The 24,717-nt window shown below is 71.3% G+C and carries 22 protein-coding genes and 1 tRNA gene; 12 read left to right on the top strand and 11 right to left on the bottom strand.

Annotated elements, in window-relative coordinates:
* The first annotated feature begins 132 nt into the window (after nucleotides 1-132).
* From ACZ4Z2_RS14345 to ACZ4Z2_RS14335, 3 genes are all read left to right on the top strand, one after another.
* Entirely contained in the window at nucleotides 133-2,190 is a 2,058-nt protein-coding gene (locus tag ACZ4Z2_RS14345) for an FAD/NAD(P)-binding protein (RefSeq protein ID WP_468075697.1), read from the top strand.
* 54 nt (nucleotides 2,191-2,244) lie between these two features.
* Complete coding sequence (locus ACZ4Z2_RS14340) at nucleotides 2,245-2,697, top strand: DoxX family protein (RefSeq protein ID WP_468075695.1); 453 nt, start codon at nucleotides 2,245-2,247, stop codon at nucleotides 2,695-2,697.
* Between the two features lie 300 nt (nucleotides 2,698-2,997).
* Complete coding sequence (locus ACZ4Z2_RS14335) at nucleotides 2,998-3,609, top strand: DedA family protein (RefSeq protein ID WP_468075693.1); 612 nt, start codon at nucleotides 2,998-3,000, stop codon at nucleotides 3,607-3,609.
* A gap of 64 nt (nucleotides 3,610-3,673) precedes the next feature.
* Here ACZ4Z2_RS14335 and ACZ4Z2_RS14330 read toward each other — a convergent pair whose 3' ends face one another.
* Nucleotides 3,674-3,907 carry a DUF2277 domain-containing protein gene (locus ACZ4Z2_RS14330; RefSeq protein WP_468075692.1) on the bottom strand — a complete coding sequence of 78 codons (234 nt, stop codon included), beginning with the start codon at nucleotides 3,905-3,907 and terminating at the stop codon, nucleotides 3,674-3,676.
* Nucleotides 3,908-4,097: 190 nt separating this feature from the next.
* Here ACZ4Z2_RS14330 and ACZ4Z2_RS14325 point away from each other — a divergent pair, with 190 nt between their 5' ends.
* Nucleotides 4,098-5,009, top strand: coding sequence for a ketopantoate reductase family protein (locus ACZ4Z2_RS14325; protein ID WP_468075690.1), 912 nt, complete (start codon nucleotides 4,098-4,100; stop codon nucleotides 5,007-5,009).
* Between the two features lie 24 nt (nucleotides 5,010-5,033).
* Here ACZ4Z2_RS14325 and ACZ4Z2_RS14320 read toward each other — a convergent pair whose 3' ends face one another.
* Nucleotides 5,034-5,963 carry a LysR family transcriptional regulator gene (locus tag ACZ4Z2_RS14320; RefSeq protein ID WP_468075688.1) on the bottom strand — a complete coding sequence of 310 codons (930 nt, stop codon included), beginning with the start codon at nucleotides 5,961-5,963 and terminating at the stop codon, nucleotides 5,034-5,036.
* Nucleotides 5,964-6,100: 137 nt separating this feature from the next.
* Between ACZ4Z2_RS14320 and ACZ4Z2_RS14315 the strand changes: the two genes are divergently transcribed.
* The gene (locus ACZ4Z2_RS14315) at nucleotides 6,101-6,454 is read left to right on the top strand and encodes a hypothetical protein (protein WP_468075687.1); all 354 of its coding nucleotides are present in this window, start codon (nucleotides 6,101-6,103) and stop codon (nucleotides 6,452-6,454) included.
* Nucleotides 6,455-6,608: 154 nt separating this feature from the next.
* Nucleotides 6,609-7,295, top strand: coding sequence for a hypothetical protein (locus tag ACZ4Z2_RS14310; RefSeq protein ID WP_468075685.1), 687 nt, complete (start codon nucleotides 6,609-6,611; stop codon nucleotides 7,293-7,295).
* Between the two features lie 80 nt (nucleotides 7,296-7,375).
* Here the strand turns inward: ACZ4Z2_RS14310 and ACZ4Z2_RS14305 are convergent.
* Nucleotides 7,376-7,447: transfer RNA gene (locus ACZ4Z2_RS14305), tRNA-Val, on the bottom strand.
* A 183-nt stretch (nucleotides 7,448-7,630) separates the two neighbouring features.
* On the opposite strand from ACZ4Z2_RS14305, the gene ACZ4Z2_RS14300 reads away from it, so the two are divergent.
* The 3 genes from ACZ4Z2_RS14300 to ACZ4Z2_RS14290 all read left to right on the top strand — a co-directional run bounded on the left by ACZ4Z2_RS14300 (nucleotide 7,631) and on the right by ACZ4Z2_RS14290 (nucleotide 10,776).
* Entirely contained in the window at nucleotides 7,631-8,425 is a 795-nt protein-coding gene (locus ACZ4Z2_RS14300) for a DUF4097 family beta strand repeat-containing protein (protein WP_468075684.1), read from the top strand.
* A 196-nt stretch (nucleotides 8,426-8,621) separates the two neighbouring features.
* Nucleotides 8,622-10,022, top strand: a complete 1,401-nt coding sequence (locus tag ACZ4Z2_RS14295) for a hypothetical protein (RefSeq protein WP_468075682.1) — start codon at nucleotides 8,622-8,624, stop codon at nucleotides 10,020-10,022.
* A 91-nt stretch (nucleotides 10,023-10,113) separates the two neighbouring features.
* Nucleotides 10,114-10,776 (top strand): DUF4383 domain-containing protein, encoded by a 663-nt coding sequence (locus tag ACZ4Z2_RS14290; protein ID WP_468075680.1) that lies wholly within the window; start codon nucleotides 10,114-10,116, stop codon nucleotides 10,774-10,776.
* Here ACZ4Z2_RS14290 and ACZ4Z2_RS14285 read toward each other — a convergent pair.
* From ACZ4Z2_RS14285 to ACZ4Z2_RS14275, 3 genes are all read right to left on the bottom strand, one after another.
* Nucleotides 10,764-11,903, bottom strand: coding sequence for an amidase domain-containing protein (locus ACZ4Z2_RS14285; RefSeq protein WP_468075679.1), 1,140 nt, complete (start codon nucleotides 11,901-11,903; stop codon nucleotides 10,764-10,766). The two genes, ACZ4Z2_RS14290 and ACZ4Z2_RS14285, sit on opposite strands and share 13 nt — an antisense overlap.
* A 107-nt stretch (nucleotides 11,904-12,010) precedes the next feature.
* Nucleotides 12,011-13,303 carry a polysaccharide deacetylase family protein gene (locus ACZ4Z2_RS14280; protein WP_468075677.1) on the bottom strand — a complete coding sequence of 431 codons (1,293 nt, stop codon included), beginning with the start codon at nucleotides 13,301-13,303 and terminating at the stop codon, nucleotides 12,011-12,013.
* 46 nt (nucleotides 13,304-13,349) lie between these two features.
* Nucleotides 13,350-15,545, bottom strand: a complete 2,196-nt coding sequence (locus ACZ4Z2_RS14275) for a transglycosylase domain-containing protein (protein WP_468075675.1) — start codon at nucleotides 15,543-15,545, stop codon at nucleotides 13,350-13,352.
* A 396-nt stretch (nucleotides 15,546-15,941) separates the two neighbouring features.
* On the opposite strand from ACZ4Z2_RS14275, the gene ACZ4Z2_RS14270 reads away from it, so the two are divergent.
* Complete coding sequence (locus ACZ4Z2_RS14270; RefSeq protein ID WP_468075674.1) at nucleotides 15,942-16,166, top strand: FmdB family zinc ribbon protein; 225 nt, start codon at nucleotides 15,942-15,944, stop codon at nucleotides 16,164-16,166.
* A gap of 85 nt (nucleotides 16,167-16,251) precedes the next feature.
* Nucleotides 16,252-16,956: a DedA family protein gene (locus ACZ4Z2_RS14265; RefSeq protein WP_468075672.1), complete on the top strand. Its 705-nt coding sequence runs from the start codon at nucleotides 16,252-16,254 to the stop codon at nucleotides 16,954-16,956.
* 31 nt (nucleotides 16,957-16,987) lie between these two features.
* Here ACZ4Z2_RS14265 and ACZ4Z2_RS14260 read toward each other — a convergent pair whose 3' ends face one another.
* The 3 genes from ACZ4Z2_RS14260 to ACZ4Z2_RS14250 form a co-directional block, all read right to left on the bottom strand.
* Nucleotides 16,988-17,806 (bottom strand): HAD family hydrolase, encoded by an 819-nt coding sequence (locus ACZ4Z2_RS14260; protein WP_468075670.1) that lies wholly within the window; start codon nucleotides 17,804-17,806, stop codon nucleotides 16,988-16,990.
* Nucleotides 17,806-20,313 (bottom strand): phosphoribosyltransferase, encoded by a 2,508-nt coding sequence (locus ACZ4Z2_RS14255; RefSeq protein ID WP_468075668.1) that lies wholly within the window; start codon nucleotides 20,311-20,313, stop codon nucleotides 17,806-17,808. The genes ACZ4Z2_RS14260 and ACZ4Z2_RS14255 overlap by 1 nt, the downstream gene beginning before the upstream one ends.
* A 62-nt stretch (nucleotides 20,314-20,375) precedes the next feature.
* A complete protein-coding gene (locus ACZ4Z2_RS14250) occupies nucleotides 20,376-21,542 on the bottom strand; it encodes an HpcH/HpaI aldolase/citrate lyase family protein (protein ID WP_468075666.1) in 1,167 nt (388 codons plus the stop codon).
* Nucleotides 21,543-21,734: 192 nt separating this feature from the next.
* Between ACZ4Z2_RS14250 and ACZ4Z2_RS14245 the strand changes: the two genes are divergently transcribed.
* Complete coding sequence (locus ACZ4Z2_RS14245) at nucleotides 21,735-22,571, top strand: TerD family protein (protein WP_468075664.1); 837 nt, start codon at nucleotides 21,735-21,737, stop codon at nucleotides 22,569-22,571.
* 66 nt (nucleotides 22,572-22,637) lie between these two features.
* Here ACZ4Z2_RS14245 and ACZ4Z2_RS14240 read toward each other — a convergent pair whose 3' ends face one another.
* Nucleotides 22,638-23,375 carry a TerD family protein gene (locus ACZ4Z2_RS14240; protein ID WP_468075662.1) on the bottom strand — a complete coding sequence of 246 codons (738 nt, stop codon included), beginning with the start codon at nucleotides 23,373-23,375 and terminating at the stop codon, nucleotides 22,638-22,640.
* Between the two features lie 180 nt (nucleotides 23,376-23,555).
* The gene (locus tag ACZ4Z2_RS14235; protein ID WP_468075660.1) at nucleotides 23,556-24,698 is read right to left on the bottom strand and encodes a DUF475 domain-containing protein; all 1,143 of its coding nucleotides are present in this window, start codon (nucleotides 24,696-24,698) and stop codon (nucleotides 23,556-23,558) included.
* Nucleotides 24,699-24,717: the final 19 nt, after the last annotated feature.

Here is a 24,717-nt window from a genome sequence, read left to right as displayed (position 1 = left end):
CCGGGATGCGCGTGAGGCATCCCACACTGGGTCTCCTGAAGGGGTTCAGCGCCCCGTTCGCGTGCCGTGCGACGGCATGATGAGGCGGACCGTCCGCTTCCTCTCGGGCGGTCCGCCGTAGCGCGCCCGAGGATGCGCCCCACACGCACGGGAGTTACGCCCTTGTCCGAGTTGCCAGGGACCAGCGACATCGGCGTCGCTCTCGTCGGCGCCGGCCCCCGCGGCACCAGCGTCCTGGAACGGCTCTGCGCCTCCGCCCCCGAACTCCTGCGTCCCGGAACCCGGTTGACCGTCCATGTCGTCGACCCGGCCCCGCCGGGACCCGGCCGGGTGTGGCGCACCGACCAGTCCCCGCGGCTGCTGATGAACACCGTGGCCTCGCAGGTGACCCTCTTCACCGACGAGAGCGTGGACTGCTCGGGCCCGATACGCCCGGGGCCCAGCCTCCACGAGTGGGCCGCCGCCCGTTCGGACCCCGGCGGCCCGCCCGCGCCCGGCCCCGACGACTATCCGACCCGGGCCCAGTACGGCCGCTACCTTGAGTGGGTCTTCGCCGAGGTCGTGCGGGGCGCGCCGCCCTCGGTCCTGGTACGGACGCACCGCACCCGCGCGGTCCGCCTCGACGACGCCCCCGACGGCGGTCAGCGCCTCACCCTCGCCGACGGCCGCGTCCTGACGGACCTCGCCGCCGTGGTCCTCGCGCAGGGCCATCTGCCCACGGTCCCGGACGAGGATGAGCGCCGTACGACGGCGTACGCCGCCCGGCACGGTCTGCGCCACCTCCCGCCCGCCAACCCGGCCGACCTCGACCTCTCCTGTCTCGCCCCCGGCGAACCGGTCCTGCTGCGCGGGCTCGGCCTCAACTTCTTCGACCACATGGCCCTGCTGACGACGGGCCGGGGCGGCCGGTTCGTGGACGAGCGGGACGAGGAGTTCGCCGGCGAACAGGACGACGGGGCCGAGGGGGAGCCGGGCGCCCGGCGGCCGCGGTCGCCGCGCTATGTCCCCTCGGGCCGCGAGCCCCGCCTCTACGCGGGTTCGCGGCGCGGTGTGCCGTACCAGGCGCGCGGCGACAACGCCAAGGGCCCCTACGGCCGCCACCTGCCGCTGGTGCTGACCCCCGAGGTGATCGCGGGCTTCCGCAAGCGCGCGGACTCCGGGGAGGCGCCCGACTTTCTCGCGGAGATATGGCCGTTGGTCGCGAAGGAGGTGGAGACGGTGTACTACGAGGCGCTGCGGCGGGCCAGGGGCGAAACGGCGCCGGCGCACGACGTCTTCCGCGAACGGTTCCTGGGCGCCCCGCACCGCAGCCCCCGGGAGGCCGCCGTACTCGACGAGTTCGGGATACCCGAGCGGGACCGCTGGTCCTGGGAGCGTGTCCAACGGCCGTACGCGGGGCAGGTCTTCCCCGATCCGGGGGCCTGGCGGGACTGGCTGCTGGCCCATCTCCGCGAGGACGCCGCACGGGCCGCCCTCGGCAATGTGGCGGGCCCGGAGAAGGCCGCCCTGGACGTCCTACGGGACCTGCGCAACGAGCTGCGGCTGATCGTGGACCACGGCGGGCTGGCCGGCGACTCCCGCCGGGACCACCTGGACCGCTGGTACACCCCGCTGAACGCCTTCCTGTCCATCGGCCCGCCCCGCAGCCGGATCCAGGAGATGACCGCGCTGATCGAGGCGGGCGTCCTGACGGTGCTGGGGCCCGGTCTGGAGGTGCGGCCGGAAAACGGGGCCTGGCGCGCCCGCTCCCCCGAGGTACCGGGCTCCGACGTCCGGGTCACCACGCTCGTCGAGGCACGGCTGCCCGAACCGGACCTGCGCCGGACCGCCGACGACCTGCTCGCTCGCCTGCTGCGAGAGGGCCGGTGCCGCCCGCACCGGGCGGACGGGCACGAGACGGGCGGCCTGGACGTGACATCCCGGCCGTATCACCTGATAGACCGCCATGGCGTGCCGCACGCACGGCGGTTCGCGCTGGGCGTGCCGACGGAGGGGGTGCACTGGGTGACCGCCGCGGGAGCCCGGCCCGGCGTGGATTCGGTCACCCTTTCGGACGCGGACGCGGTGGCACGAGCGGTTCTACGTGCGGTGATGGGCGGAAATTCCGACCAAGCGGAGGTAAGGACCTGGCCAGATGTTGAACTTGTAACAAACGCTGAGCAGTGCGTAACTGGAGTGACCCGCCGGTAATCCCGTCCCCACCGGTCCTCCAGGGACCGGGTGATACCGAAGGAGTCACCCCCCATGACCGGACGCCTCAACAGCGCCCAGCCATACGTTCTCGGGTTGTTCCGCATCGTCATCGGACTGCTCTTCACCTGCCACGGCGCCAAGGGCCTCTTCGGCGTCCTCGGCGGCGTCGACGGCCAGGGCGGAACGGCCACCACCGGAGCCTGGCCCGGCTGGTACGCGGCCGTCATCGAACTCGTCGGCGGCAGCCTGGTCCTGCTGGGCCTCGGCACCCGCTTCGCCGCGTTCATCGCCTCGGGCGCCATGGCCTACGCGTACTTCAAGGTCCACCAGCCGCAGGCCCTGTGGCCCGTCCAGAACGGCGGCGAGGGCGCGGCCCTCTACTGCTGGGCCATGTTCCTGCTGATCTTCACCGGCTCCGGCGCGCTCGGCCTGGACAGGTTCATCGCCAAGCGCTCGACGGCCCAGAGCAGGGAGGCGAGGAAGCGCGAGCCGGTGGCGGTCTGATCCGCCGCCCGCACGGGGACCGGTCGGGCCTCGCCCACCGGTCCCCCTCTCTCACCTCTCCCGCTCTCGCCTCTCCCTCTCTCACCTCTCCCGCTCTCGCCTCTCCCTCTCTCACCTCTCCCGCTCTCGCCTCTCCCTCTCTTCCCCTTCTCCTCCCCTTCTCCGGGGGCCCCTTCCGGCCGAATGAACAGCCTGTGACGGACACATGAGCCCCTGTGAGCCGTCCGTCGTACCCGGGGCGTACGCTGTCCGGTTATCACGGGATCACCGTGGTGTCGGGGGACAACAGGAGAGTGCTCGGTGCTTGAGAGTCTGGGTTGGCTGACCGCCGGCCCATGGATCTACGCCGTCGTGGCCGCGTCCATCGTGCTGGACGTGTTCCTCCCGGTCCTGCCGAGCGGTGTCCTGGTCGTCGCGGCGGCCACGGCGGCCGCGGCGGAGACGGCGGCGGGCGCGATGCCCCGCGAGGTCCCCGATGTGCTCGTCCTGCTTCTGGCCGCGGCCACGGCGTCCGTCCTCGGCGATCTCGTGGCGTACCGCCTGGCATGGGCGGGCAGCGCGCGCCTGGACCGGGCGATCGCCCGCTCCCGGCGCCTGACCACCGCGCAGGAACGTCTCGGCGCGGCGCTCGCCCGGGGCGGCGGCCTCCTGGTCGTCATCGCCCGCTTCGCCCCCGCGGGCCGCTCGGTCGTCTCCCTCGGCGCGGGTGCCGCCCGCCACCGCGCCCGCGACTTCCTCCCCTGGTCCGCCCTCGCGGGCCTCACCTGGGCCGCCTACAGCGTCGCGCTCGGCTACCTCGGCGCCCACTGGCTGGGCCCCACCTGGCTCGCGACAGCGGTCTCCCTGGCCGCCCTCTTCGGCGCGGGTGCGGCGGCGGCGTACTTCATGCGCCATCCGCGCGCGACGGGCTGACGGACCGCGTGCTCACGGGCTGACGGGCCGATCCCCCTCGGGAGGGCCGGAGGCGTGTCCTGTCCTACCCGGCCGCCCGTCGGCCCGCCGCGCCCCGCACCTCCAGCCCTTCCAGGAGCTCGGCCGTGGCGGCGGCGACGGTCTCGACGGCGTGGTCGAACACCTCGCGGTTGTGGGCGGCGGGCGCGCGGAACCCGGACACCTTGCGTACGTACTGGAGAGCGGCGGCCCGGATGTCGTCCTCGGTGGCCTCCTCGGGCATCGCGGGCGGTCGCAGGGTCTTGATGCTTCGGCACATGAGCCCAGTCTGCCGCGCGCACCCCGCTCCCACCTGAGGATCAGACGGAATCGGAGCCGAGCCCATCAGGGTCAAGCAAATCCTTGGGCATCGGCAAGTTCCTCCGAGGATTGACTCCCACCCTCGCCCCTTGTGATCATCGCGGAGGCGGTCGGCCGCCCGACGAAGGCGACACAGAAACGAGGGGACCATGTCGACGAACGAACGGCTCACCGTGGCGGTGCTCGGCCCCGGCGGTGTGGGCGGCCTGCTCGCCGCGCTCCTCGCCCGCGCGGGCAACCGCGTCATCTGCCTGGCGGGGGACGAGACGGCCCGCGCCCTGGACAAGGACGGCATCAGCGTCACCAGCCCCCGCTTCGGCGACTTCACCGCGCGCGTGGAGACGGCCTCGGAACTGCGCGAACCGGTCGACGCGGTCCTCCTCACGGTGAAGCACACCGCCCTCGGCCCGGCCCTCGACCGCCTCCCGGCGAGCTCCCTCACCCCTGACACCCTCGTCGTCCCGTTCCTGAACGGCGTCGAACACCCGGCGGCCCTGCGCGCGCACTACGGCGACAGCGCCCACATCGCCCCGGCCACGATCCGCGTCGAGTCGACCCGCGTCACCCCGGGCGTCGTCGAGCACGGCAGCCCCTTCGCGGAGGTCGACCTGACCGGCGACACGGCACCGCGCGACCGCCTCAACTCCCTTGCGGGCGCCCTGGAATGGTCCGGCGTCGCCACCCGTGTCCTGCCCGGCGAGACGGCGGTGCTGTGGGCGAAGATGTCGTTCCTGGCCCCGTTCGCCCTGCTGACGACCCGTTACGGCCTGCCCCTGGGCGAGGTCCGCACCCGCCACCGCGAGGAGCTGACGGCCCTGGCCGAGGAGACGGCCGCGGTCAGCGCGGCGGTCGGCGCCCCGGTGGACCCGGCCGAGGCGGTACGCCGCTACGACGCCTTCCCGCCCGGAACCAAGTCGTCCATGCAGCGCGACGCCGAGTCGGGCCGCCCGCTCGAACTGGACGCGATCGGCGGCGCACTGCTCCGCGCCGCCGAGCACCACGGGGTACCGGTCCCGGTGGCGGAGAGGGTGGTGGCGGCCCTGAGGGCGGCGGGCCACTGACCCCGCCCCACCGCACCCGGCGCCTCACCCCTCGGCTGCCGCCCGCACCGCTCCTCCCACCCGCACCGCGTCCCGGGCCACCGTGTCGGCGAAGGCGCGGGCCGGGGGCGAGAGCGCGTCCCACCGCCGTACCGCCCAGCCGACGGTCAGCGGCGGCAGACCGGGGACCGGGACGAAGCGCAGGCCGGGGTGGCCGGGGCCGGTCCAGCCGGGCAGGGCGGGGACGACGGCGTGGCCGACACCGAGTTCGGCGAGGAGGATCGCGGTGTCCCAGTCGGCGACCCCGGCTCCGGAGGGTCCGGTCTTTATCCCCAACTCCCGGTAGGCGGCGTCCAGATGGGCGTAGGAGGTGGAGTTCTCCGGCAGTCCGATGAGCCGCATCCCGTCCAGTTCCCCGGCCTCGATCCGCTCCCGCCCGGCGAGCTTGTCGTCGGCGCGGACGGCGAGCACCCAGGGGAGTTCGACGACGGCCCGCTGTTCGATGCCGCGCACGGCGGGCCCGAGGGTCACCCAGGAGAGGTCGAGATCGCGCGCGGGATCGGCCAGCGCGTCGACGCACCCGGCGCTGGACCGTACGGTCTGGAACTCCAGGCCCACGTCCGGGTACGACCGCCGGAAGTCGACGATGCCCTGCGCCATGAAGTGCCGCACGGTCGTGCCGCCGGTGGCGATCCGTACGACGCCGCCGTCGCCCCGCACCATCTCGGCGAGCCGCCGCAGGGCCAGGTCGAGCCCGCTGATCCCCTCGGCCGCGGCCTCCTGGAGCACCCGCCCGGCCCGGGTGGGCACGACCCCACGGGCCTGCCGTTCGACCAGCCCGACCCCGACCTCCCGCTCCAGCCGCCGCACGTGCTGACTGACCGCCGACTGCGTACAGCCCAGCTCCCGGGCCACCGCACTGAGACTCCCGGCCCGGCAGACGGCGACGAAGACACGCAGATCATCAAGAGTCACGCAGGGAAGGTACCAAGAGACCCAAGGGAGAGCTTGGGTGAACCTGGTAAACCCATTCGAAGGACACCACCTGACACCACCCCGGAAGTGCCGGAAGGAACTCGCATCACAAAATCGAACAGGCGTAGCATTGCCGCGTGGCTAAGACCTATGACTTCCCCAGTGACCTCCTCGCCGGCCAGGAGGAGCTGCATCAGGTCCGGGCCGAGCTCCTGGCGCTGCTGAAGCGGCTGCCCTGGTCCGTCGAGCCCCTGGACGGTTTCAGCGACGACAAGGGCTGGCGCCGGATCGAGCGCCCCGCCTCCCCCGGCTGGACACCCGACGAACAGGCCGAGGTCGAGAAGCTCCGCGAGCGCGAGCGCGAACTGGCGGTCTTCGTCAGCTGCCACCGCTTCTGGGCGGAGGTGGCCCCCGAGGAGCGCGTCGCGGCCCGCAGCCGCCTGAAACACACCCGCGAGACGGCGAACGAGCCCCCGGAGGACGGCGCCTGATGCCGCATTCGGGCTTCGGACAGCACCTGATGCCCCACCGGCCTTCGCGGTTCCGGGTCGGCTCATGTGTCACAGAATGATCCCGAAGCCTTCACACGGTTCATACATCAACTACATTCGCCCCTCACGCACAAATCACCGCCAGGGGGGCGAGATGAGTCAGCAGTACCCGCAGTCCGGACCCGGGGGACCGCAACAGCCGGGCTGGGGAGCACCACAACCGCAGTACCCGCAGCAGCCCGGATGGGGCGGACCGCCTCCGCCGCCGAAGAAGACGCCCGTCGGCATGATCGTCGGACTCGGCTGCCTCGGCGTCGTCGTCCTCTTCGTCATCCTCGGCGCCATCGGCGCGATGGCCGGAGGCGGCTCCAGCAGCACCAGCAAGGGCACGGCGGTCAGCAGCGACGACGACAAGGGCACCGAGGCCGAGAAGAAGAAGGACGACGCGCCCGCGGCCGACCCCGAGCCCAGCACGAAGTCCGGGAAACCCGAGAAGACCGAGGAACCCAAGAAGGCCGACAAGCCCGAGAAGCCGAAGAAGCAGGTCGTCACCTTCAAGGTGTGGGGCACCGCCCCCGACGGCGTTCTCGGCCCCCTCGACATCACCTACGGCTCCGACAGCGACAGCCGGGCCGGGACGTGGAAGAACGGCAAGTTCACCGCCACCCTCCCCCTCGACGACGACGCCCTCTACTACACGGTGATGGCCCAGCTCCAGGGCTCCGGAGACATCAACTGCTCCGTCACCGTCGACGGACACACCGAGAAGGCTCACGCGTCCGGCGACTACAACATCTGCCACGCACAGGCCAACGCCGGTCTCCTCGGCGGCTGGGACTGACGCGGACAGAACCAGGAAACGGCCCCTCGGAGATTGCTCCGAGGGGCCGTCATCAGGTGTTGACCGGGTCTGCCGATCGGTGGGCGCGGACGGTTTCGAACCGCCGACATCCTGCTTGTAAGGCAGGCGCTCTACCCCTGAGCTACGCACCCGAGTACGAGTCGACAGCCTACAGTGCCGTGGGCCGTGCCCCGCAAACCGGTAACCGGGGGTTATCCCCACCTTCGATGCGGGAGCGGCCCGGATCCCCCCGCGAGGCCCCGCTCCGTACGGTCGAGGGACGCTCGGCGGATGCCGGCGGACACGGCAGGGACCGGCCCCAGGGGGAGATCGTCATGGCTCGTACGGCAAGCAGTTCACGCAGGTCCCGCAGGTCCCGCACGGGGACGGTGGCCGTCGCCGGGCTCGCCGTCGCGCTCATGGCGTCCGTCGCCGCGTGCGGGGCGGACGCCGGGGACGACCGGGAGCCGGAGCACCGGACCTTCGCCCTGGAGGGCCGTACGCTCACCGTCGACTCGGACGACTCCGCCCTCGACCTGGTCGCGGCGGACGTGGACGAGGTCGAGGTGACCCGGTGGTTCGAGGGGCGGGTCGTGGTCGGCGGGAACCCGCGGGTGACGTGGGAGATGAAGGACGACCGGCTGAAGCTGCGGCTGAAGTGCTCCGGCATCGTCGCTGACTGCTCCGCCCGGCACCGCATCGAGGTGCCGCGCGGGGTGGCCGTCGTCGTGGAGGACGGCGACGGGAGTGTGCGCGCGAAGGGGTTCGCCCAGTCGTTGAAGATCACGACCGGTGACGGCGCGGTGCGGGTCAGCGACTCCAGCGGCCCGCTGGAGATGCACAGCGACGACGGCTCCGTGCACGCGCTCGGCGTCGAGTCGCGCAGCGTCCGGGCCAGCACGCAGGACGGCTCGGTCAAACTCGAACTCGGCGCCGTGCCCGACCTGGTGGACTCCCGCAGCGACGACGGCTCCATCACCATCGGGCTGCCCCGCCAGGCCGCGTACCGGGTGACGACCGGGAGCGACGACGGTTCCGTGAACGTGTCCGTGCCCCGTGACTCCGGCAGCTCCCACGTGGTGAAGGCCCACACCGAGGACGGCTCGGTCACCGTACGCAACGCCGGCTGACCGCCCGACCCCCTTCCCCTCTCCCCCTCCCCCTCCCCCTCCCCCGACGGTGGTCGGCCGCCGGCTCGTCCCACGGCCGCCGCCCCGCCCGGTGATTTCGTCCCTGAACCGATCGGCCCGTGTTTTCGTCCTTGACCGGTGGGAGAATGGCACCGGTCAGCACCGGTCAGGGCGGATGACAGCACGGGAGAGGGATGTGACGGCGACACCAGCAGAGCCGTACACGCCGATTGTGCCCAGCGCACGACAACCCCACAGCCGTGCACCTCGACCTCACTCCGCCGCCCGGGACGCCCTCCTGCTCCTCGGTCTCCCCCTGTTCGCCGCGCTTGCGTTGCCCGCCGCGTTCGCCGGGGGCGGCACCCGGCGGTGGTTCGGGGGCCGGGCGGAGGGGCAGCGCGCCGAGGCGCAGGCGGCGAAGGACGCGGCGGCGGCCGCGTTCTACGAACTGGACACCGCGCAGCGCGACCTGCGGATCTCGATAGAGACCATCACGGCGGTGGACGACTCCCCCGCCGCCCGCCAGGCCGTCTCCGCCTTCGAGGCGCTGGGCCGGCGGATCGACGAGGTCAGCGGCCGGTACATCGCCGCCGTCGACGCCCATGATCTGGACCGGGACGACCTGGAGGCGTCCGCCGCCGCCCGGGCCCGGACCGAGCTGACCGCCGCCAAGGACGAGCTGGGGCGGGTCAAGCAGGAGCTGGACCGTTTCACCGAGGGGCTCGGCCCGCTGCTCGGCAAGGCCGAGACGCAGCTGGCCCGGCTCGCCCCGGCCGTGGAGCGCGCCCGGCAGGGCCTGCTCGCCGCGTCCAACGCCCTCGACGCCGTACGGGAGTCGGGACTGAAGGCGGACGACCTCGCCGCCCGGCTCGCCGCGCTCGCGCCCGAGCTGACCAAGCTGAACCAGGGGGCCGGCCGGCACGGCGTCCCGGAGACCCTGGAGCGCGCGGACCGGGTCGTGCGCGAGGCGGAGGCGGTGCGGGCGGAGGCCGAGCGGCTGCCGGAGAAGGCCGCCGAGATCGATCACCGCCTGGTGTCGCTGCGGACCCGCGCGGAGGCGCTGGGCACGCGGGCGGGCCAGGTGCCGCAGGTGCTGAGCGAGCTGCGGCGGCGGTTCGTCGCGGCCTGCTGGCAGGACCTCCAGCAGGTGCCGGACCAGGCCGCGGCCGACGTCGAGCAGGCCCAGCTGAAGCTGCGCGAGGCACGGGCCGCGCGCGACGCGCAGCGCTGGCCGGACGCGACGGCGCTGCTGTCGACCGTGCGGGCGCTGCTGAACCGGACCGACGAGGCGGTCTCCGCGGCGGGCGACCGGCTGCGGCGGCTGAACGCCGTGCAGAAGGACCCCCACCAGGAGATCGACCGCACCCGGTTCGCGATCCGTGACGCGCAGCGACTGGCCATGGCGGGCCGCTCCACGCCCGATCCCCGGCACGCCCGGCCGCTCGACGACTCGGTGGCCCGGCTGGACCGGGCGATCGCCTCGCTGGAGGGCCGGCACCCCGACTACTGGCACTTCCTGACCGAGACGGAGTCCGTGCGGCAGAACGTGTCCCAGGTGGTCGACCGGATCCGCAAGGAGCGCGGCGCGGGGGCCTGACCGGGCCGGTTCGCCGGGCCGGTTTGCCCGCCGGTGCGGCCCGGCGGATGCTGAAGGGGTACGGGCCTCCGCTCACGCCTAGGAGGCGGATATGGCCACGCATGCCACGCACTCCCCGCGGTCCCAGGGCAAGCACGCGGGTCCCCGGCGGCGGATCAAGATCGACGAGCATCTGCCCGTCGACCACCGGTTGAACCGGGTCTACCGGTTCGGGGCGGGTCTGATGGGCCTGTTCCTGGTCGCCTTCGGGATCCTCGGCCTCATCGGCGAGGTCGGCTGGTTCGACACGCGCGGGGACGAGGTCGCGGGGCTGAACACGAACGGCACGCTGAGCGTCCTGTCGATCGCCGTGGGGCTGCTGCTGCTCGTCGGCATGGTCATCGGCGGCAACTTCGCCTCCACGCTGAACATGACACTGGGCGTCCTGTTCATCCTGAGCGGCTTCGGCAACATGGCCCTGCTGGACACCGACTCCAACTTCCTGGCCTTCCGTATCCAGAACGTCCTGTTCAGCTTTGTCGTCGGCATCCTGCTGATGACGTTCGGCATGTACGGCAGGGTCGGCACCGCGCTGCCGCACGACAGCCCGTACTGGCGGGCCCGGCATCCGGCCCAGGCGGAGCGGGACGACCGGGTGCGGGCCGAGGCCGAGGAGAGCAGGCGGAAAAGGGCCGACGCCCTCACCGAAGGCGGAGAGGGCGCCGGAAAGGCTCCTGAGCGGAACCGACGGGGTCGGCCGTCTCAGGTGCGGTAGGCGTAGTAGTACGCGTTCGGGTACGAGGCGATGATGCTCGCCACCGAGCGGCGGTAGGTGTCCGCGTCGTGGTACGTCAGGTACGGGACGCCGCTGGAGCTGCGGTAGGTCACCATCATCGAGTGGTCCTTGTCGCCGTTCCGGTCGAAGTCGACCTGGAGGACGTCACCGATGTCCAGCTGGTAGACGTTGGCGAGCGGCGTGGTGCGCTTGGCGGTCTGGGTGAACCAGGACCACTCGTTGACGCCGATCCACGCGTCGGCCGTGCCGTTCGAGGCGTAGTACCAGGTGTCGTACTCCTCCGGCGTGACCGTGGAGATCTGCTTCCAGCCGCCGGCCAGGAGGCCCTGGCTGAGGTAGTTGGTGCAGTCACCGCCCATCGAGTTGTACTTGCGGTACGCCGGGTTGTAGTTCTTCCAGTACTTCTCGGTGTACGCCGCCATCGCCTGGTAGTTGTACTTCCCGCCGTTGATCGTCTTCGGCGCGGAAGGAGCGGGCCAGCTGGTGGCGGCCCTGGGAGCCTGGTAGACGGCCATCGGCGAACGGCTCAGCTTGCTGTCCGCCGCCGGGGCGACGGGGTCGTTGATGCGCTGGGCGCCGCCGTCCGTAGACTTCATGGCGGTCAGTTGCCACGTGCCACCAGACGCCGTGAAGGTGAGCTGGTGGTGCGCCTCGAAGCCCGTGGAGGCGGGCTCGTCGCCGCGTATCTTCTTGTACTTCAGGCTCGTCCGCTCGGTGATCTTCACCGTGGCCTTGGTGCCCTTGGCCTTGGTGCTGTCGACGGTGACCTGCGTGTCGGCCGAGGTGTACTCCTCGCCCAGGGCCGCGAGGCGCGCCTTGGTGGCGCGCAGGGCGCTCAGCTTGCCGTCCTCGACCTTCTTCTGGGCGCTGGACAGCCTGACGCCGCCGGTGGGCTTCAGCGACTTGCGGGCGGCCCCGCCACCGACGAGCACGGCCGTGCGGTCGGTGAGCACGTTGTCCGCGACCCGGCCGAACGCGTCCTTGGTCGCCTTCGTCACCTTGGGTGTCGACCCGGCGGCCTGCGCGGCGGTCATGGGCAGCAGCGCGGTTGCCAGCACGGCCGCCGCGACGGTCGAGCCTGCGAGGCTCAACGTCCTTGATCTCACTGCATTCTCCTTGCCCCCGAGTTGGTCGTACCCGGGGACCGAATCTTTACATGACCCCCTCAAGTGGAGTAAGGCCAGGGGGAATAACAAGTCAGAGAACGGGAAGACTACTTGACCACTGTGGCCCAGTCCGGGGACTGACCGGGGTCCAGATTGCGCAGGTTCGCCAAGGTCGACGGCTTCTGTACGTCCATCCAGTCGGCCAGTTCCTGGAAGGACACGCACTTCACGTCCTTCTTGGTGCAGACCTTCTTGATGATCTCGTCGACGGCGTTCATGTAGATGCCGCCGTTCCACTGCTCGAAGTGGTTGCCGATGAACAGCGGCGCCCGGCTGCCGTAGTAGACGCGGTTGAAGCCCGACATGTAGGTGTCGATGGTCTCCTGCTGCCAAACCGGGTAGTTGGCGGGGTCGCCCTCGGTCTGGCCGTCCGACTGGTTGTAGAGGAAGTTGAAGTCCATCGACAGCGCCTGGTAGTCGTCGTTGAACGGCAGCATCTGGAGCGGGAAGTCCCAGATGCCCTCCTTCTTGGCCGGCCACACCTGGAAGGCGCCCGGCGAGCTGGCGTCATAGCGGTAGCCGAAGCCCTTGGCCGCCTTCATCAGGTTCTTCTGCCCCTCCAGGCAGGGCGCGCGGCCGCCGGTGACGGCCTTGACGTCGAAGGGCAGCGGATCCATGTCCGTGTAGCCGGTGTTGGTCTTCCAGTTCTCCAGGAAGGAGTTGAACTCCTCGATCTCCTGCTTCCACTCCGCGACGCTCCAGTCGCCGCCGCCCTTCTCCCCGCAGAAGTGGCCGTTGAAGTGGGTGCCTATCTCGTTGCCCTCGCGCCAGGCCGCGCCGAGTTCCTCGATGGTGGTGCGGATGTGGTCATCGGTGGGGTAGCTGATCGCGGCGGAGCCCTTGTCGTGCTGCGGCGGGTCGTAGAGGTTCTTCTTGTCCTTGGGCAGCAGGTAGATGCCCGTGAGGAAGAACGTCATGTGCGCGTCGTACCGCTTGGCCATCTGCCGGTAGTGCTCGAAGAGGTTGTCGTCGCCGGCCAGGGCGCCGTCCCAGGAGAAGACCACGAACTGCGGGGGCTTCTCCCCCGGTTTGAGCGGTACGGCCTTCAGCTGCCCCTTCTGCGGGCCGGTGTACGACGTCGAGCCGTCCCCGATGACCTTGACCTTGCCGTCCCACTTCGGTTCGGCGGCGTTCTTGGTGGAGTCGCCTTTGCCGCCCTTGCCCCCGGAGGACGACGCCGTCGGCGCGGTACTGGCCGTACGGTTCAGCACCATGTAGCCGCCGACGAGGGAGGCGACCACGAGCAGCGCGGCCAGGGTCAGGAACTGCGGCCGGGTGGTGCGGCGGGGCTGACGTGCTTTGCGGCGGCGGCCTTTGTGCGACTTGCTGCCAGGCTTCATGTGCGGCTCATTCTGCGAGGGTGGCGGGTCGGGTGCTCATCGGGCGTCAGCCGACGCTCGTCGCACGGGACCAGATGTCGTAGGGCACGCCGGCTCCGGGGGTGCCGGCGATGCCGTCGAGCCGCAGCGGCTCCAGGCTCTTGGACAGGTCGATCCGGTACACCACGACCGCGGTCGACACGTCGTCGGCGGTGCCGACGTACCAGGCGGCCTTGTCGTCCTGGGTCGTTCCCCCCTTGCCCGCCACCTCGTAGGAGGCGGCACCGGGCGAGGTGGGGTGGTCGCCGCGGAAGGCGTCCGTGAGCGCCTCGGTGACCTGCCGGGCCACTTCGGCGCCCACCGCCCGCTTGGGCTTGGGGGTGGACATCGCGACCCTGGATCCGTTGTGGGTGATCTTCCGCACCGAGTACGGCTCGGTGTGCCGGCCCTGCGCGGCGAACGTGCTGTAGCCGCTGGCCATGCGGATCGCGCTGGGGGTGGCGCTGCCGACGGACATGGCGGGCACCTGCGCCCCGAAGCTGGACGACAGCAGTCCGGCCGCCTCGGCGGTGTCGCGCACCTTGTCCAGACCGGTGTCCATGCCGAGCTGCATGAACGGGGAGTTCACCGACTTGGCGAGCGCGTCGTGCAGGGTGATCTGCCCGTAGGACCGCTTGCCGTCGTTGCGGGCGCGGACCCGCTTGCCGTTGCGGTCCCAGTAGGGGCCCTCGGGCGTGGTGACGATGACGCCGTCGTCGCCGTTGTAGAGCGTCTCCGGGGTGACAGGTGTCGCCTCGCCGTCGCGTTCCTTGACGACGCCGTGCTCCAGGGCGGCGGCGTAGACGAACGGCAGGAAGGCGGAGCCGGACGGGACGGTGGTCGCGTTGGACTCGTTGTAGCCCTGTCTGCGGTGGTCGGGACCGCCGTAGACGGCGAGGATCCGTCCGTCGGCGGCGACGGAGGACGCTCCGAAGTGGGCGGACGCGGCCTTTTTGCGGTTCTTCTTCGCGACGCTCTCGCGGGCGTCGGCGACGGCGTCGGTCAGCTCGGTCTGCCGCTCGCGGTCGAAGGTCGTGTAGATCTGGTAGCCGCCCATGTCGAACTCCTGGTCCGGTATCTTCGCGGCCTTCTTCGCGTACTGGGCGGCCAGCTCCACGAGGTAGTCGCTCTGCTTGCCGGTGTCGTACTGGTTCGACTGCTTCAGCGGCTCGGGGAACTTCTGGTACTTGGCGCGCTCGGCCTCGGAGAGCTTGCCGAGCTTGACCATCCGGTCCAGGATCCACTCCCAGCGCACGACGGCGCGGGCGTGGTTGGACCGGCTGAGGGAGGGGTCGTACAGGCCGGCGCCCTTGAGGAGGGAGGCGAGGAAGGCGGCCTCGCTCGCGTTCAGCTGGCTGACGTCCTTGCCGTAGTACGCCTGGGCGGCCCGCTGGATGCCGTAGGTGCCGCGGCCGAACCAGCTGGTGTTGAGGTAGCCCTCCAGGATCTCGTCCTTGCTCATCTGGTTGTCGAGCTTGATGGCGATCATCGCCTCGTCGAACTTGCGGCTGAGCGAGCGGTCCTGGGTCAGGTAGACGTTCTTGACGTACTGCTGGGTGATCGTCGAGCCGCCCTGGGTGTCACCCTCACCCACGGTGCGCACCAGGGCCCGGGTGATACCGCTGAAGGATATGCCGGGGTCGGAGTAGAAGCTCGAGTTCTCCGCCGCGAGGACCGCCCAGCGCACGTCCTCGGGGACGTCCTTCAGGGGCATCGCCTGGCGGCGCACCCAGCCGGTACGGGCCATGGGCGTGCCGTCGGACCAGAAGTAGACGTTGTCCTGCTGGGTGGCGAAGGTGTTGAGGTCGTCCGGTATGTCCGTGGCGGCGTAGGCGATGGTCAGCAGCATGGTGCTGAGCCCCACGGTCAGCCCCGCGGCCCCCACCGACTGCCGCCAGGACGGCACCCAGCGGCGCCAGTCGGTCCGGCCGGGCCGCGGGTACTGCGGGCGTATTCGGCGGGCGTACGGGGCCAGGGGGGCGAGCCGCGGGCCCACGGCCCCGAGGACCCTGGCCCGGACCGACGGTCTGGCGGCCTTGCGCCTGTCCCGCCGGCCGCCCGGCGCCGGCTGCTCCTGCCGGTTCTCCAGCATGCCCGGTTCGAGCACCCGCAGCTGCATGGTCTCGTCCGCCGGCGGCGGCGGGGCCTTCAGCTCCATGGTGAACTCGGACTCCGGGAGCTGCTGCTCCTGCCGCCCCTGTGCCGCTCCACGTCGGCGGCGCATACGACCCTCTCCTTCACCACTGACCATGGCGCGCTCCGGCGTGGGGGCGGCTCATGGGCTGCGCGGCGGCGATTCTGCGGGGCGCGGCAACCTTTCGCCCGCCCACGGCGACATACCGACCGGGGGACGTGGCTCCCGATCGACTCAGGACAGCGGTCACGACTGTCCCCCCTCCCCATTTGGCATCGCCCGCGTGAAAAGTCACAGCCGCCACACACGCGACTGTGAGCTCCCGGCCCCCCGGTCCCCCGGCCGCCCGGTCTCCACACAGCGACCACAAATTATCAGTCACTTTCACAACCGCCCCGGTCGGCAGCGTGAAAATCTGGCCAGTGTGACCGACCCGTCGAAAATCGGCTCTCCTGGCGACGCGCCGCGGCCGGTTAGCCTGAGCGCATGCCTCGCTACGAATACCGCTGCCGGACCTGCGGCGACACCTTCGAACTGAGCCGGCCGATGGCCGAGTCGTCCGCCCCCGCGGACTGCCCCTCGGGCCACCAGGACACAGTCAAGCTCCTGTCGACGGTCGCGGTGGGCGGCTCTGCCGCCGCTCCCGGACCCGCGCCCCGGGCGGGCGGCGGCGGGGGCGGCGGATGCTGCGGCGGCGGTTGCTGCGGTTGATCACACCGGGTTCAACGGCCCCCGGCCCGGGAGCGTTCATCCGCATCTCAGGCTCCCTTCAGCTTTGTTCCCCTAGCCTGCGCCCATGACAGCCATGCAAGCGGAGTCGATGAGCGGCGCGCCCCTGTGGATCATAGGGCTGATGGATCGGCTGGGGGCACCGGGGGCCGGTCTGGCCGTCGCCCTGGAGAACCTCTTCCCGCCGATCCCCAGCGAGGTCATCCTGCCCCTCGCGGGTTTCGCCGCGAGCACCGGCCGGATGGACCTCTGGGCCGCACTGCTGTGGACCACCGCGGGCTCCGTCATCGGCGCCCTCGCCCTCTACGGCGTGGGCGCCCTCCTGGGCCGTGACCGCACCGTCGCGATCGCCGCGAAGCTGCCCCTGGTGAAGGTCTCCGACATCGAGCGGACGGAGGCGTGGTTCCTGCGGCACGGCACCAAGGCGGTCTTCTTCGGCCGGATGATCCCGGTCTTCCGCAGCCTGATCTCGGTGCCGGCCGGCGTCGAACGCATGCCCCTGCCCGTCTTCACGCTGCTCACCACGTTGGGCAGCGCGCTCTGGAACACGGTCTTCGTCCTGGCCGGCTACTTCCTGGGCGCCAACTGGACCGAGGTCACGGCGATCGTCTCGACGTACTCGAAGATCGTCCTGGCGGCCGCGGCGCTGGCCGTGCTGGCCTTCGTACTGATCCGCTTCCTGCGGAGGGACAACACCAAGGGGGCGCGGGGAACCGCGCGCGCGACCACCGACGACCGGCAGCCCGCGGACCGCGGCACCCCCACCCCCTGACCGGACGACGCCCGGCCGACGGGTCCCCGCGTCAGCCCTCCCGCGCGGCCCGGAGGAACTCCCGCAGGATCCGCTCCCCGGCCATGACCCCCCGCTCAGGCAGCGCCGTGATCGTCGGCCCCGACCAGCCGGCGTCCGCCAGCTCCCCGTGCCCCGGCCGCCACGCCCGGTCCGCCGCCAGCAGCAGATCCGCGTCGAGCAGCGAGTCGCCCGCGGCCACCGTCAGCTCCGCCCCGGTCCGCCGCGCCACCTCCCGCATCGCGGCGCTCTTCGTCAGCGGCTTCGGCACGGCGTAGAGCTTGCGTCCCTGGAGCGAGACCGTCCAGCCGCGGTTCTCCGCCCACACCGCGAGCCCTTTGACCCATTCCTCGGGCAGCAGCTCGCGCTCGACGACGAGATAGACGAAGAGGTCCTCGGCGACCCGGTGCTTGCGCACCCAGGACGGGTCGGCGGTGGCGGCCAGATGGTCCCTGACCTCGTCCAGCGGCGCGCACTCGTCCGCGAGCCGCGCGGTCACGGACGCGTACCAGTCGGGGTCGGAGACCCCGTCCACCAGCAGATGTCCGCCGTTCGCGCAGATCGCGTACGTGGGGGTGGGCCCCGGCAGATTGATCCGCTGGTACTGCTTGCGGGTCCGGGTCGTCGTCGGCACGAACACCGCCGCGTCGCCCAGCTCGGTGAGCAGGTGCGCCGACGTCTCGGTCAGGTACGACAGCGGCTTGCTCTCGTGCACCTCGACGGTGAGCAGCCGGGGCGCCCGCGCGTCCGGCATGGTCAGCGCGAGCGCGGCGGTCGAGTAGATGAGCGTACGGTCGAGGTCGCTCGCGACGAGCACACGGGGGCCGGGCATCAGACCGTCACCGCCTTGCCGTCGGCGCCGGTCGCGCCCCGGGTGTACTGGGGGTGGATCAGTCCCACGCAGGTGTACGGCAGCTCCGCCACCTCTTCCACCGGTACCCCTCTCTGTTCGGCGAGCAGGCGTACGTGGTCGAGGTCCGCGCCCGCCCCGGCCCGCGCGAGGATCTTCCACGGTACCCGGCGCAGCAGCACCCGGGTGGTCTCCCCGACACCGGGCTTGACCAGGTTGACGTCGTGGATCCCGTACTCCTCGCTGATCCGTTCCACGGCCGCCCAGCCCTCCCACGTGGGGGTGCGGTCGGCGGACAGCAGGTCCTTGGTGCGGGCGTCGACCGTGTCGGCGACGTCGGCGAAGCGGGCCGAGACGACGTCCAGGAACTCCACGGACACGTCGGCGCCGGCCAGCTCGCGGTAGAACTTGGCGCCGTGGAAGTCGTCCGGTCCGACGAGGTCCGCGCGCAGCACGGTCCGCGATATCAGCCCGGAGACGGTGGAGTTGAGGCAGGCCGAGGGGATGAGGAAGTCCTCGCGGGTGCCGTAGGTGCGGACGCAGGAGCCCGGGTCGGCGAGCACCGCGATCTCCGGGTCGAACCCGGTGATGCCCTCGGCCTTCTCGAACTCCTCGATCGCGGCGGCCAGTTCCCGGGTGATGGCGCCCTTGCCGGTCCAGCCGTCGACGAACACGACGTCCGCCGGGTCGTGGTGGGCGGCGAGCCAGCGCAGGGCGTTGGCGTCGATGCCGCGGCCCCGCACGATCGAGACGGCGTAGTGCGGCAGTTCGACGCCGTGCCGCTGCCGCGCCCACCGGCGCATCAGCACGCCCACGGGGGTTCCGGCGCGGGCGAGGGACACGAGGACGGGGCGCGGGGACCGCTCCGCGAGCACGGTCTCGGTCACCACCCCGACGGCCACCGCGATCCGTTCGGCCGAGGCGTCGAGGGCGCTGTGGAAGAGGGCCTGGTACTGCTCACTGGGCTGGTACTCGACCGGCAGCGACTCGGCGTAGTGCGCCCCGCCGCTCTGGATGGCCTCCTCGCGCTCCTCGGTCGGCGCCTCCAGGGTCACCTCGGAGAGGTCCTGCAGCAGCCACCCGACCTCCTCGGCCGCGTAGGAGGAGAAGGCGGGGCCGCGCAGGGGCTCGGGCAGCATGAAGGGCCTTTCGATGATGTCCCGGGTCGACTGCGTGTCCAACGACGGAACGGATGCCGACGGGACGGATGCCGACGGGAGGGATGCCGACGGGACGTAGGACGGTACGACCGCGAGGAGGACGGTCGGGGTGTGGGCGGCCAGGGTCGCCAGGAGGCCGTCGGGCGCGTGGAGCGCGGCCGTGTCGGCGGTGGAGTCCACGACGGCGATCACCGCGTCGAAGCCGCCGCCGGCCACGTTGTACGCGTACCGCTCCACCGGGCCGTCCGCGGGCGCGTCGTGGGCGGGGAAGACGATACGGCTGCGGATCGCGTAGCCGGGGTCGTCGACGGCCAGCACGGGCGACCTCGTCGTGGTGGAGAACCGTATCTCCACCCCGTCCGCCAGCCGCTCCAGCTCCGTCGCCAGCCGCAGCGGCGCGTACATCAGCTCCTCGAAGCCGAGCACGAGCACCCGCCCGGCGCCCTCGGGAAGGGCCCGGGCGAGCCGCGTGGCCATGCCCGGCAGCGCGGCCTCCAGCCGCTCCCGGTGCGCGGGGGCGAACCCGTGCCGCCCGCCGTCGGGCACCCCGTCGGGCCAGCCCAGCTCGACGCGGGCGATCCGCCCGGCGCACACCGGGGCCGCCGGCGCCCCCTCGTGCTCGGTGACCAGCGCCTGCCCCTTCTCCAGCACGCCCTCCGGGAGCCGCACGGTCCCCTTGGCGGTGGTGACCAGGTCGACGCGCGCCCCGATCTCCCGGGCGAACCCGGCGAGCCGCCCCTGGTCCTCGGCGGACCGCATGTCGACCAGGGCCACGACGACGTACCGCTCGCGCGGATACCGCTCGTGCAGCGCGCGGATGGTGTTGAGGACCGTGTTGCCGGTGGAGAACTCGTCGTCGACGAGGATCAGCGGGCCGCTCCCCGCCAGCAGCGCCGGGTCCTCCGGCAGCAGCAGGTGCGACGTCGCGTGGGAGTGGGACTCCTCGAAGCCGCCGGCCTGGGCGACACCGTCGACGGGGCGCCGGGTGGAGTGGAGGTAGGGGGCGTCGCCGAGCCCGTCCGCGACGGAGTGGCCGAGCCCGGTCGCGGTCTCGGCGTATCCGAGGACGACCGAGGCCCGTGCCCCGTCGGCCCCGAGCAGTTCCCGGACCCGGCGGCCGAGGGCGAACCCGTGCCCGTACACCACGGCCGGCGACCGCGGCACGTGCTTGCCGAGCACGTTCGACACCAGCAGATGCGCCCGCTTGGGGTTGCGCCGCAGCGCGAGCCCCAGCAGACCGCTCAGCTCCTCGTCGCCCACCAGCTCGACCCCGAGCCGTTCGGCGACCCAGGTCCCGGACCAGATCGTGTCGTTCACTGCGTTGTTCATCGATTCCTTCGTCGGTTACGACAGGGGCGGGCGGCCACGACGGGTGCCCTCGGCGCGGCGCCTCAGTCGGGCAGCCCCGCGGCCAGCAGGTCCACGAAGCCGATGTCCTCGTTGGCCACCCCGAAGACCTCGGCCCGCTGCAGAACCCTTTCAGCCCAGGCCCGGTGCGGCTTGACCTCGTTCATCTTGTTGCGGGAGGCGGAGCGCAGGACCCCGCCGCCGCCCCGCTCGGGGCGCAGGATGTCCTGGGCGTCGCCGAACTCCTCGTGGCTGACCACGGACAGCGCGTGCACGGGCAGCACATGCGAGGGGTGGATGCAGGTCTTGCCGAGCAGACCGTTGGCCTGGTCGAGCGAGATCTCGCGCAGCAGTCCGTCCAGGGCGTGCTCTATCAGTGTCTCGCGCAGCCGCCCGGCACGGTTCTCCAGGAACGGGCTGGTGCGCAGCTGGGGTTTGAACATGCGCTCCTGCACCCGGAAGTACTCCCACACCGGGCCGGTCACCGTGAACCCGGTGCCGTCCGCCCGTCCCAGCACGTTCACCACGTCCGCGATCACGGAGGCGACGATCTGGACGTCGTACGCGGTCATGTCCGGTGCCCGGCGCAGCGCGTACGAGGAGCAGAAGTCGGTGACGCCGAGGCGCAGGGCGAGGACGCGGTCGCGGTACTTGTCGACGGTGTGGGCGATGCCCTGGAGGGCTTCTACGCGCGTCTCCCGGTACATCAGCTCGGGGGATTCCAGCACGGGCATGGCGAACAGCCGCCGCCCGCCGGCGGCCTCGGCGGCGGTGAGCGCCTCCAGGAAGGCGATGCCGCGTTCCTCGGTGAACTTCGGGAGGACGAATCCGGACAGCAGGCGTACGTCCGGGCCGAGCCGCTCGACGAGGTCGGGTATCTGCTCGGGGAAACGGACCCGGATGAACAGCAGCGGCAGCTCGGTGTCCGGGCGGGCGGCGAGGTCGGCGAACTGGCGGACCAGGTTCTCCTCGGCGCCCGGGACCTCGGCGTCGTCGATGGAGTCCTCCAGGCACAGCACCATGGAGACCACACCGCGCCCGGCCTGCTTGACGATGTCGTCGGCCAGCCGCTCGCGGGTCGCCGGGCTGTAGAGCGTGGCGCCGAGGGCGGCGGCGAGCACACGGGCCGGGGAGTCCGCGGTGAAGACGCCCGGCTCGCGGAAGAAGAGACGCTGACGCTCCTCAGGGGCGATGTGCCCGAAGTGACGCATGGAAAATCCCCCGTGGCTGCTGGGCGGCCGGTCGTGAAGGTGGCCGGTAATAGTACGTACAAATGTGTGTCTTCAGTTCCCTGCGGGCGTGAAGTTCTGGTAACCCGGCCATGTCGGCCACTCGACGACCCGACCGGCGCTTCCTCGCCCCCGCGTTGTCGTGATCAGGACCGAGAGGGCAGGATGAACGGCATGACGCACGCGATGCTGAAGGGGTCGAACGTCCCGATCGAAGCCACGGCGGTCCGCGCCGTGCTGCGCTGGGCGCCCGGACAGGGTGCCCCGGAAGTCGACGCCTCGGCGCTGCTCCTCGGCCCCGACGGACGTGTACGGTCCGACGAGGACTTCGTGTTCTACAACCAGCCACGCCATCCCTCGGGCAAGGTGTGGCGGCTCGGCAAGAAGCGCGTCGCCGAGGGCCTCACGGACACCATCCAGACTGACCTGGCCGGTGTCGAGTCCGCCGTCGGCCAGATTCTCCTGGTCGCCTCCGCCGACGACGTCACCTTCGACCGCGTACGTTCCCTGCGCATCCTGCTGTACGACGCCACGGTCTCCGACGCGGAGCCGTTGGCGTACTTCGACATCAAGCCGGAGACCGGCGAGGAGACCGCCCTGATCTGCGGCGAGCTCTACCGCCGGGGCGGCGGCTGGAAGTTCCGCGCCCTCGGCGAGGGATACACCAACGGACTCCAGGGCCTCGCCACCGACTTCGGCATCTCGGTCGACGAGTCGGAGGCGGCGGCCGCCGCGGCGAACCAGGCGGCCACCACCCAGGCGCCGGCACCCGAGGTCTCGGCCCCGCTCCCCCCGGAGCAGCCGACCACCGGGGTCCCGTCCCAGCCCGCGTACGGCTATCCCCCGGCGGCGCCGACGCAGCCGCCCCAGCCCGGATACGGCTACCCGCACACCCAGCAGGCGCCCGCGACCGCCAACGCCGCGGCCTACGGCTACCCCCAGCCCACCGGCGCGGGCCTGGACCCCGACGTCCGGCTGCCTCCGCAGGGCCCGCAGTTCATCGGCAGGTGAGCGTCCGGGGGCCGGCGGAGGTCCGGCGCGCGGCGCGGGCCGGCGCGGGGGCGGCCGGGGCCCCGGTCAGCGCTCCGCCTTGGTCTTGAAGCCACGCCCCCACTGCAGGCCCCACCCGTACAGGCGGTCGAGTTCCGCCTGGAAGCCGTAGACGAACTTCACCTCGCGGCGCACGACGATCTCCCCCTTGACGTTCTCGATCATCACCACCGCGCACGAGCGGGCCTGCGGATGGCGCTCGTCGAGTCCGATCTCGATCCGGGGGCCGTTGCTCGGGTACAGCGTCACGACGGCGTGCGTACGGTCGAAGGCCGGCGTCTGGTCGTAGATGTAGACGAAGACCAGCATCCGCTTGAAGTCGTCCCGGTGGTCCAGGTTGATGTACATGGTCTCGCCGGACCCCGACCCGAACCGGTCGTCGCCGCTGAGGCGCATGTACGGCGGGTCGTTGATGTCCCCGAGGAAGCCGCCCAGCGGCTGCACGACCCCCTTGGTCCCGTCGGCCAGCTCGTACAGACAGCCCAGGTCGAGGTCGACGTTGACCATGCTCTGGCTGTGCGCCACCACCGCCTCCGGCTTGAGCGCCCGGAAGGGGTGCCGGAGCACGCTCTGCCGCTTGGGCCCGCCTATGTCGGAGGTCCGCATCCGCCAGGAGAGGTTGACGCGCAGATGGCCGGTGGCGGCGCCCTGCTTGCTGAGGGACACCTTCTGGTGCCGTTTGGTCAGCTCGATCGCGTTGGTCGCCGCGTTGCCCGCGTCGAACTCCGAGGCCCGCCCGCGCCAGAGGTTGTCCAGGAAACTCATGCCCGCCCCACAACTGCCGTGTCGTCGCGTCAACCACCGGCGGGGCGGTCGACGAGGACGAGTCCTCGTCGGCCGCCCCGCTCAGAGCGTTCCCTCACCTGGAGGGCAGTCACACTCCGGAACCGGTCACACCGGCCCCGGCTTCCGGCTTCCGGCTTCCGGGCCGCACCCGTCTCCGGGTCAGACGCCGGACGCCACCTCCTCCTTGGAGTCCTCAGCTTTTCCCTCCGCGGCCGCCAGCGCCTTGTTGCGGCGGACCGAGGACCAGAAGGACCAGCCGATCAGGACGACACCGATGAGGCCGGTGATGATCTCGTTGATCTCGTACTGGATGGTGACGAGCAGGATCACGGCGAGGGCGCCGATCGCGTAGTGCGCGCCGTGCTCCAGGTAGACGTAGTCGTCGAGGGTGCCCTGGCGGACCAGGTACACGGTGAGCGACCGGACGTACATCGCGCCGATGCCCAGACCGAGGGCCATCAGGACGATGTCGTTGGTGATCGCGAACGCGCCGATCACACCGTCGAAGGAGAAGGACGCGTCCAGGACCTCCAGGTAGAGGAACATGAAGAACGCGGCCTTGCCGGCGAGGGCGACGGCCGAACGCGGCTTGCCGGTGCGCTCCGCCTCCTCCTCCGCCTCGTGCTCGCGCTCCTCCTCTTCCTCCAGGCGGTTCTCGAAGAAGCTGGAGAGGCCGCCGACGATGAGATAGGTGATGAGGCCCGCGAGACCCGAGATCAGTACGGTCTGCGCCTTGTCGACATGGGTGCCGCCGTGCTGGTGGGCGTGCGTCGCGAAGGTCATCGAGGTGATCAGCAGGACGATCATCGCGATGCACGCGGAGAGCATGTCGATCTTGCCGAGCTTGGACAGCGGGCGCTCCAGCCAGCCCAGCCACTTGATGTCCCGGTCCTCGAAGATGAAGTCGAGGAAGATCATCAGCAGGAACATACCGCCGAAGGCCGCGATCGACGGGTGGGCGTCGGTCACGTACTGCTGGTACTGGTCCTTGTCGGTGAGCGCCAGGTCGACGGCCTCGATCGGCCCCAGCTTGGCGCTGATCGCGACGATCACGACGGGGAACACCAGGCGCATGCCGAAGACGGCGATGAGGATGCCGATGGTGAGGAAGATCTTCTGCCAGAAGGCATTCATCTTCTTCAGGATCCCGGCGTTGACGACCGCGTTGTCGAACGACAACGAGATCTCCAGGATGGACAGGATGGCGACGAGCCCGAGCGCGGTCCATCCGTCGTAGAGAACCGCTGCGACCAAGCCGAGCGCGGTGACCGCGAACGACCAGCCGAAGGTTTTCAGAACCACTGGCTACCCAATCGTGTGT

This window comes from Streptomyces sp. NPDC030183, assembly GCF_055573455.1.
Note: the sequence above shows the minus strand (reverse complement) of the source record. Positions and strands in the feature narration are given on the sequence as shown.

Bases quoted from the DNA above. Each gene is read 5' to 3' on its own strand.
- ACZ4Z2_RS14345 (WP_468075697.1), top strand. From the start codon at position 133: ATGCGCCCCACACGCACGGGAGTTACGCCCTTGTCCGAGTTGCCAGGG.
- ACZ4Z2_RS14340 (WP_468075695.1), top strand. From the start codon at position 2,245: ATGACCGGACGCCTCAACAGCGCCCAGCCATACGTTCTCGGGTTGTTC.
- ACZ4Z2_RS14330 (WP_468075692.1), bottom strand. From the start codon at position 3,907: ATGTGCCGAAGCATCAAGACCCTGCGACCGCCCGCGATGCCCGAGGAG.
- ACZ4Z2_RS14325 (WP_468075690.1), top strand. From the start codon at position 4,098: ATGTCGACGAACGAACGGCTCACCGTGGCGGTGCTCGGCCCCGGCGGT.
- ACZ4Z2_RS14310 (WP_468075685.1), top strand. From the start codon at position 6,609: ATGAGTCAGCAGTACCCGCAGTCCGGACCCGGGGGACCGCAACAGCCG.
- ACZ4Z2_RS14300 (WP_468075684.1), top strand. From the start codon at position 7,631: ATGGCTCGTACGGCAAGCAGTTCACGCAGGTCCCGCAGGTCCCGCACG.
- ACZ4Z2_RS14290 (WP_468075680.1), top strand. From the start codon at position 10,114: ATGGCCACGCATGCCACGCACTCCCCGCGGTCCCAGGGCAAGCACGCG.
- ACZ4Z2_RS14280 (WP_468075677.1), bottom strand. From the start codon at position 13,303: ATGAAGCCTGGCAGCAAGTCGCACAAAGGCCGCCGCCGCAAAGCACGT.
- ACZ4Z2_RS14275 (WP_468075675.1), bottom strand. From the start codon at position 15,545: ATGCGCCGCCGACGTGGAGCGGCACAGGGGCGGCAGGAGCAGCAGCTC.
- ACZ4Z2_RS14270 (WP_468075674.1), top strand. From the start codon at position 15,942: ATGCCTCGCTACGAATACCGCTGCCGGACCTGCGGCGACACCTTCGAA.
- ACZ4Z2_RS14265 (WP_468075672.1), top strand. From the start codon at position 16,252: ATGACAGCCATGCAAGCGGAGTCGATGAGCGGCGCGCCCCTGTGGATC.
- ACZ4Z2_RS14260 (WP_468075670.1), bottom strand. From the start codon at position 17,806: ATGCCCGGCCCCCGTGTGCTCGTCGCGAGCGACCTCGACCGTACGCTC.
- ACZ4Z2_RS14255 (WP_468075668.1), bottom strand. From the start codon at position 20,313: ATGAACAACGCAGTGAACGACACGATCTGGTCCGGGACCTGGGTCGCC.
- ACZ4Z2_RS14250 (WP_468075666.1), bottom strand. From the start codon at position 21,542: ATGCGTCACTTCGGGCACATCGCCCCTGAGGAGCGTCAGCGTCTCTTC.
- ACZ4Z2_RS14245 (WP_468075664.1), top strand. From the start codon at position 21,735: ATGACGCACGCGATGCTGAAGGGGTCGAACGTCCCGATCGAAGCCACG.
- ACZ4Z2_RS14240 (WP_468075662.1), bottom strand. From the start codon at position 23,375: ATGAGTTTCCTGGACAACCTCTGGCGCGGGCGGGCCTCGGAGTTCGAC.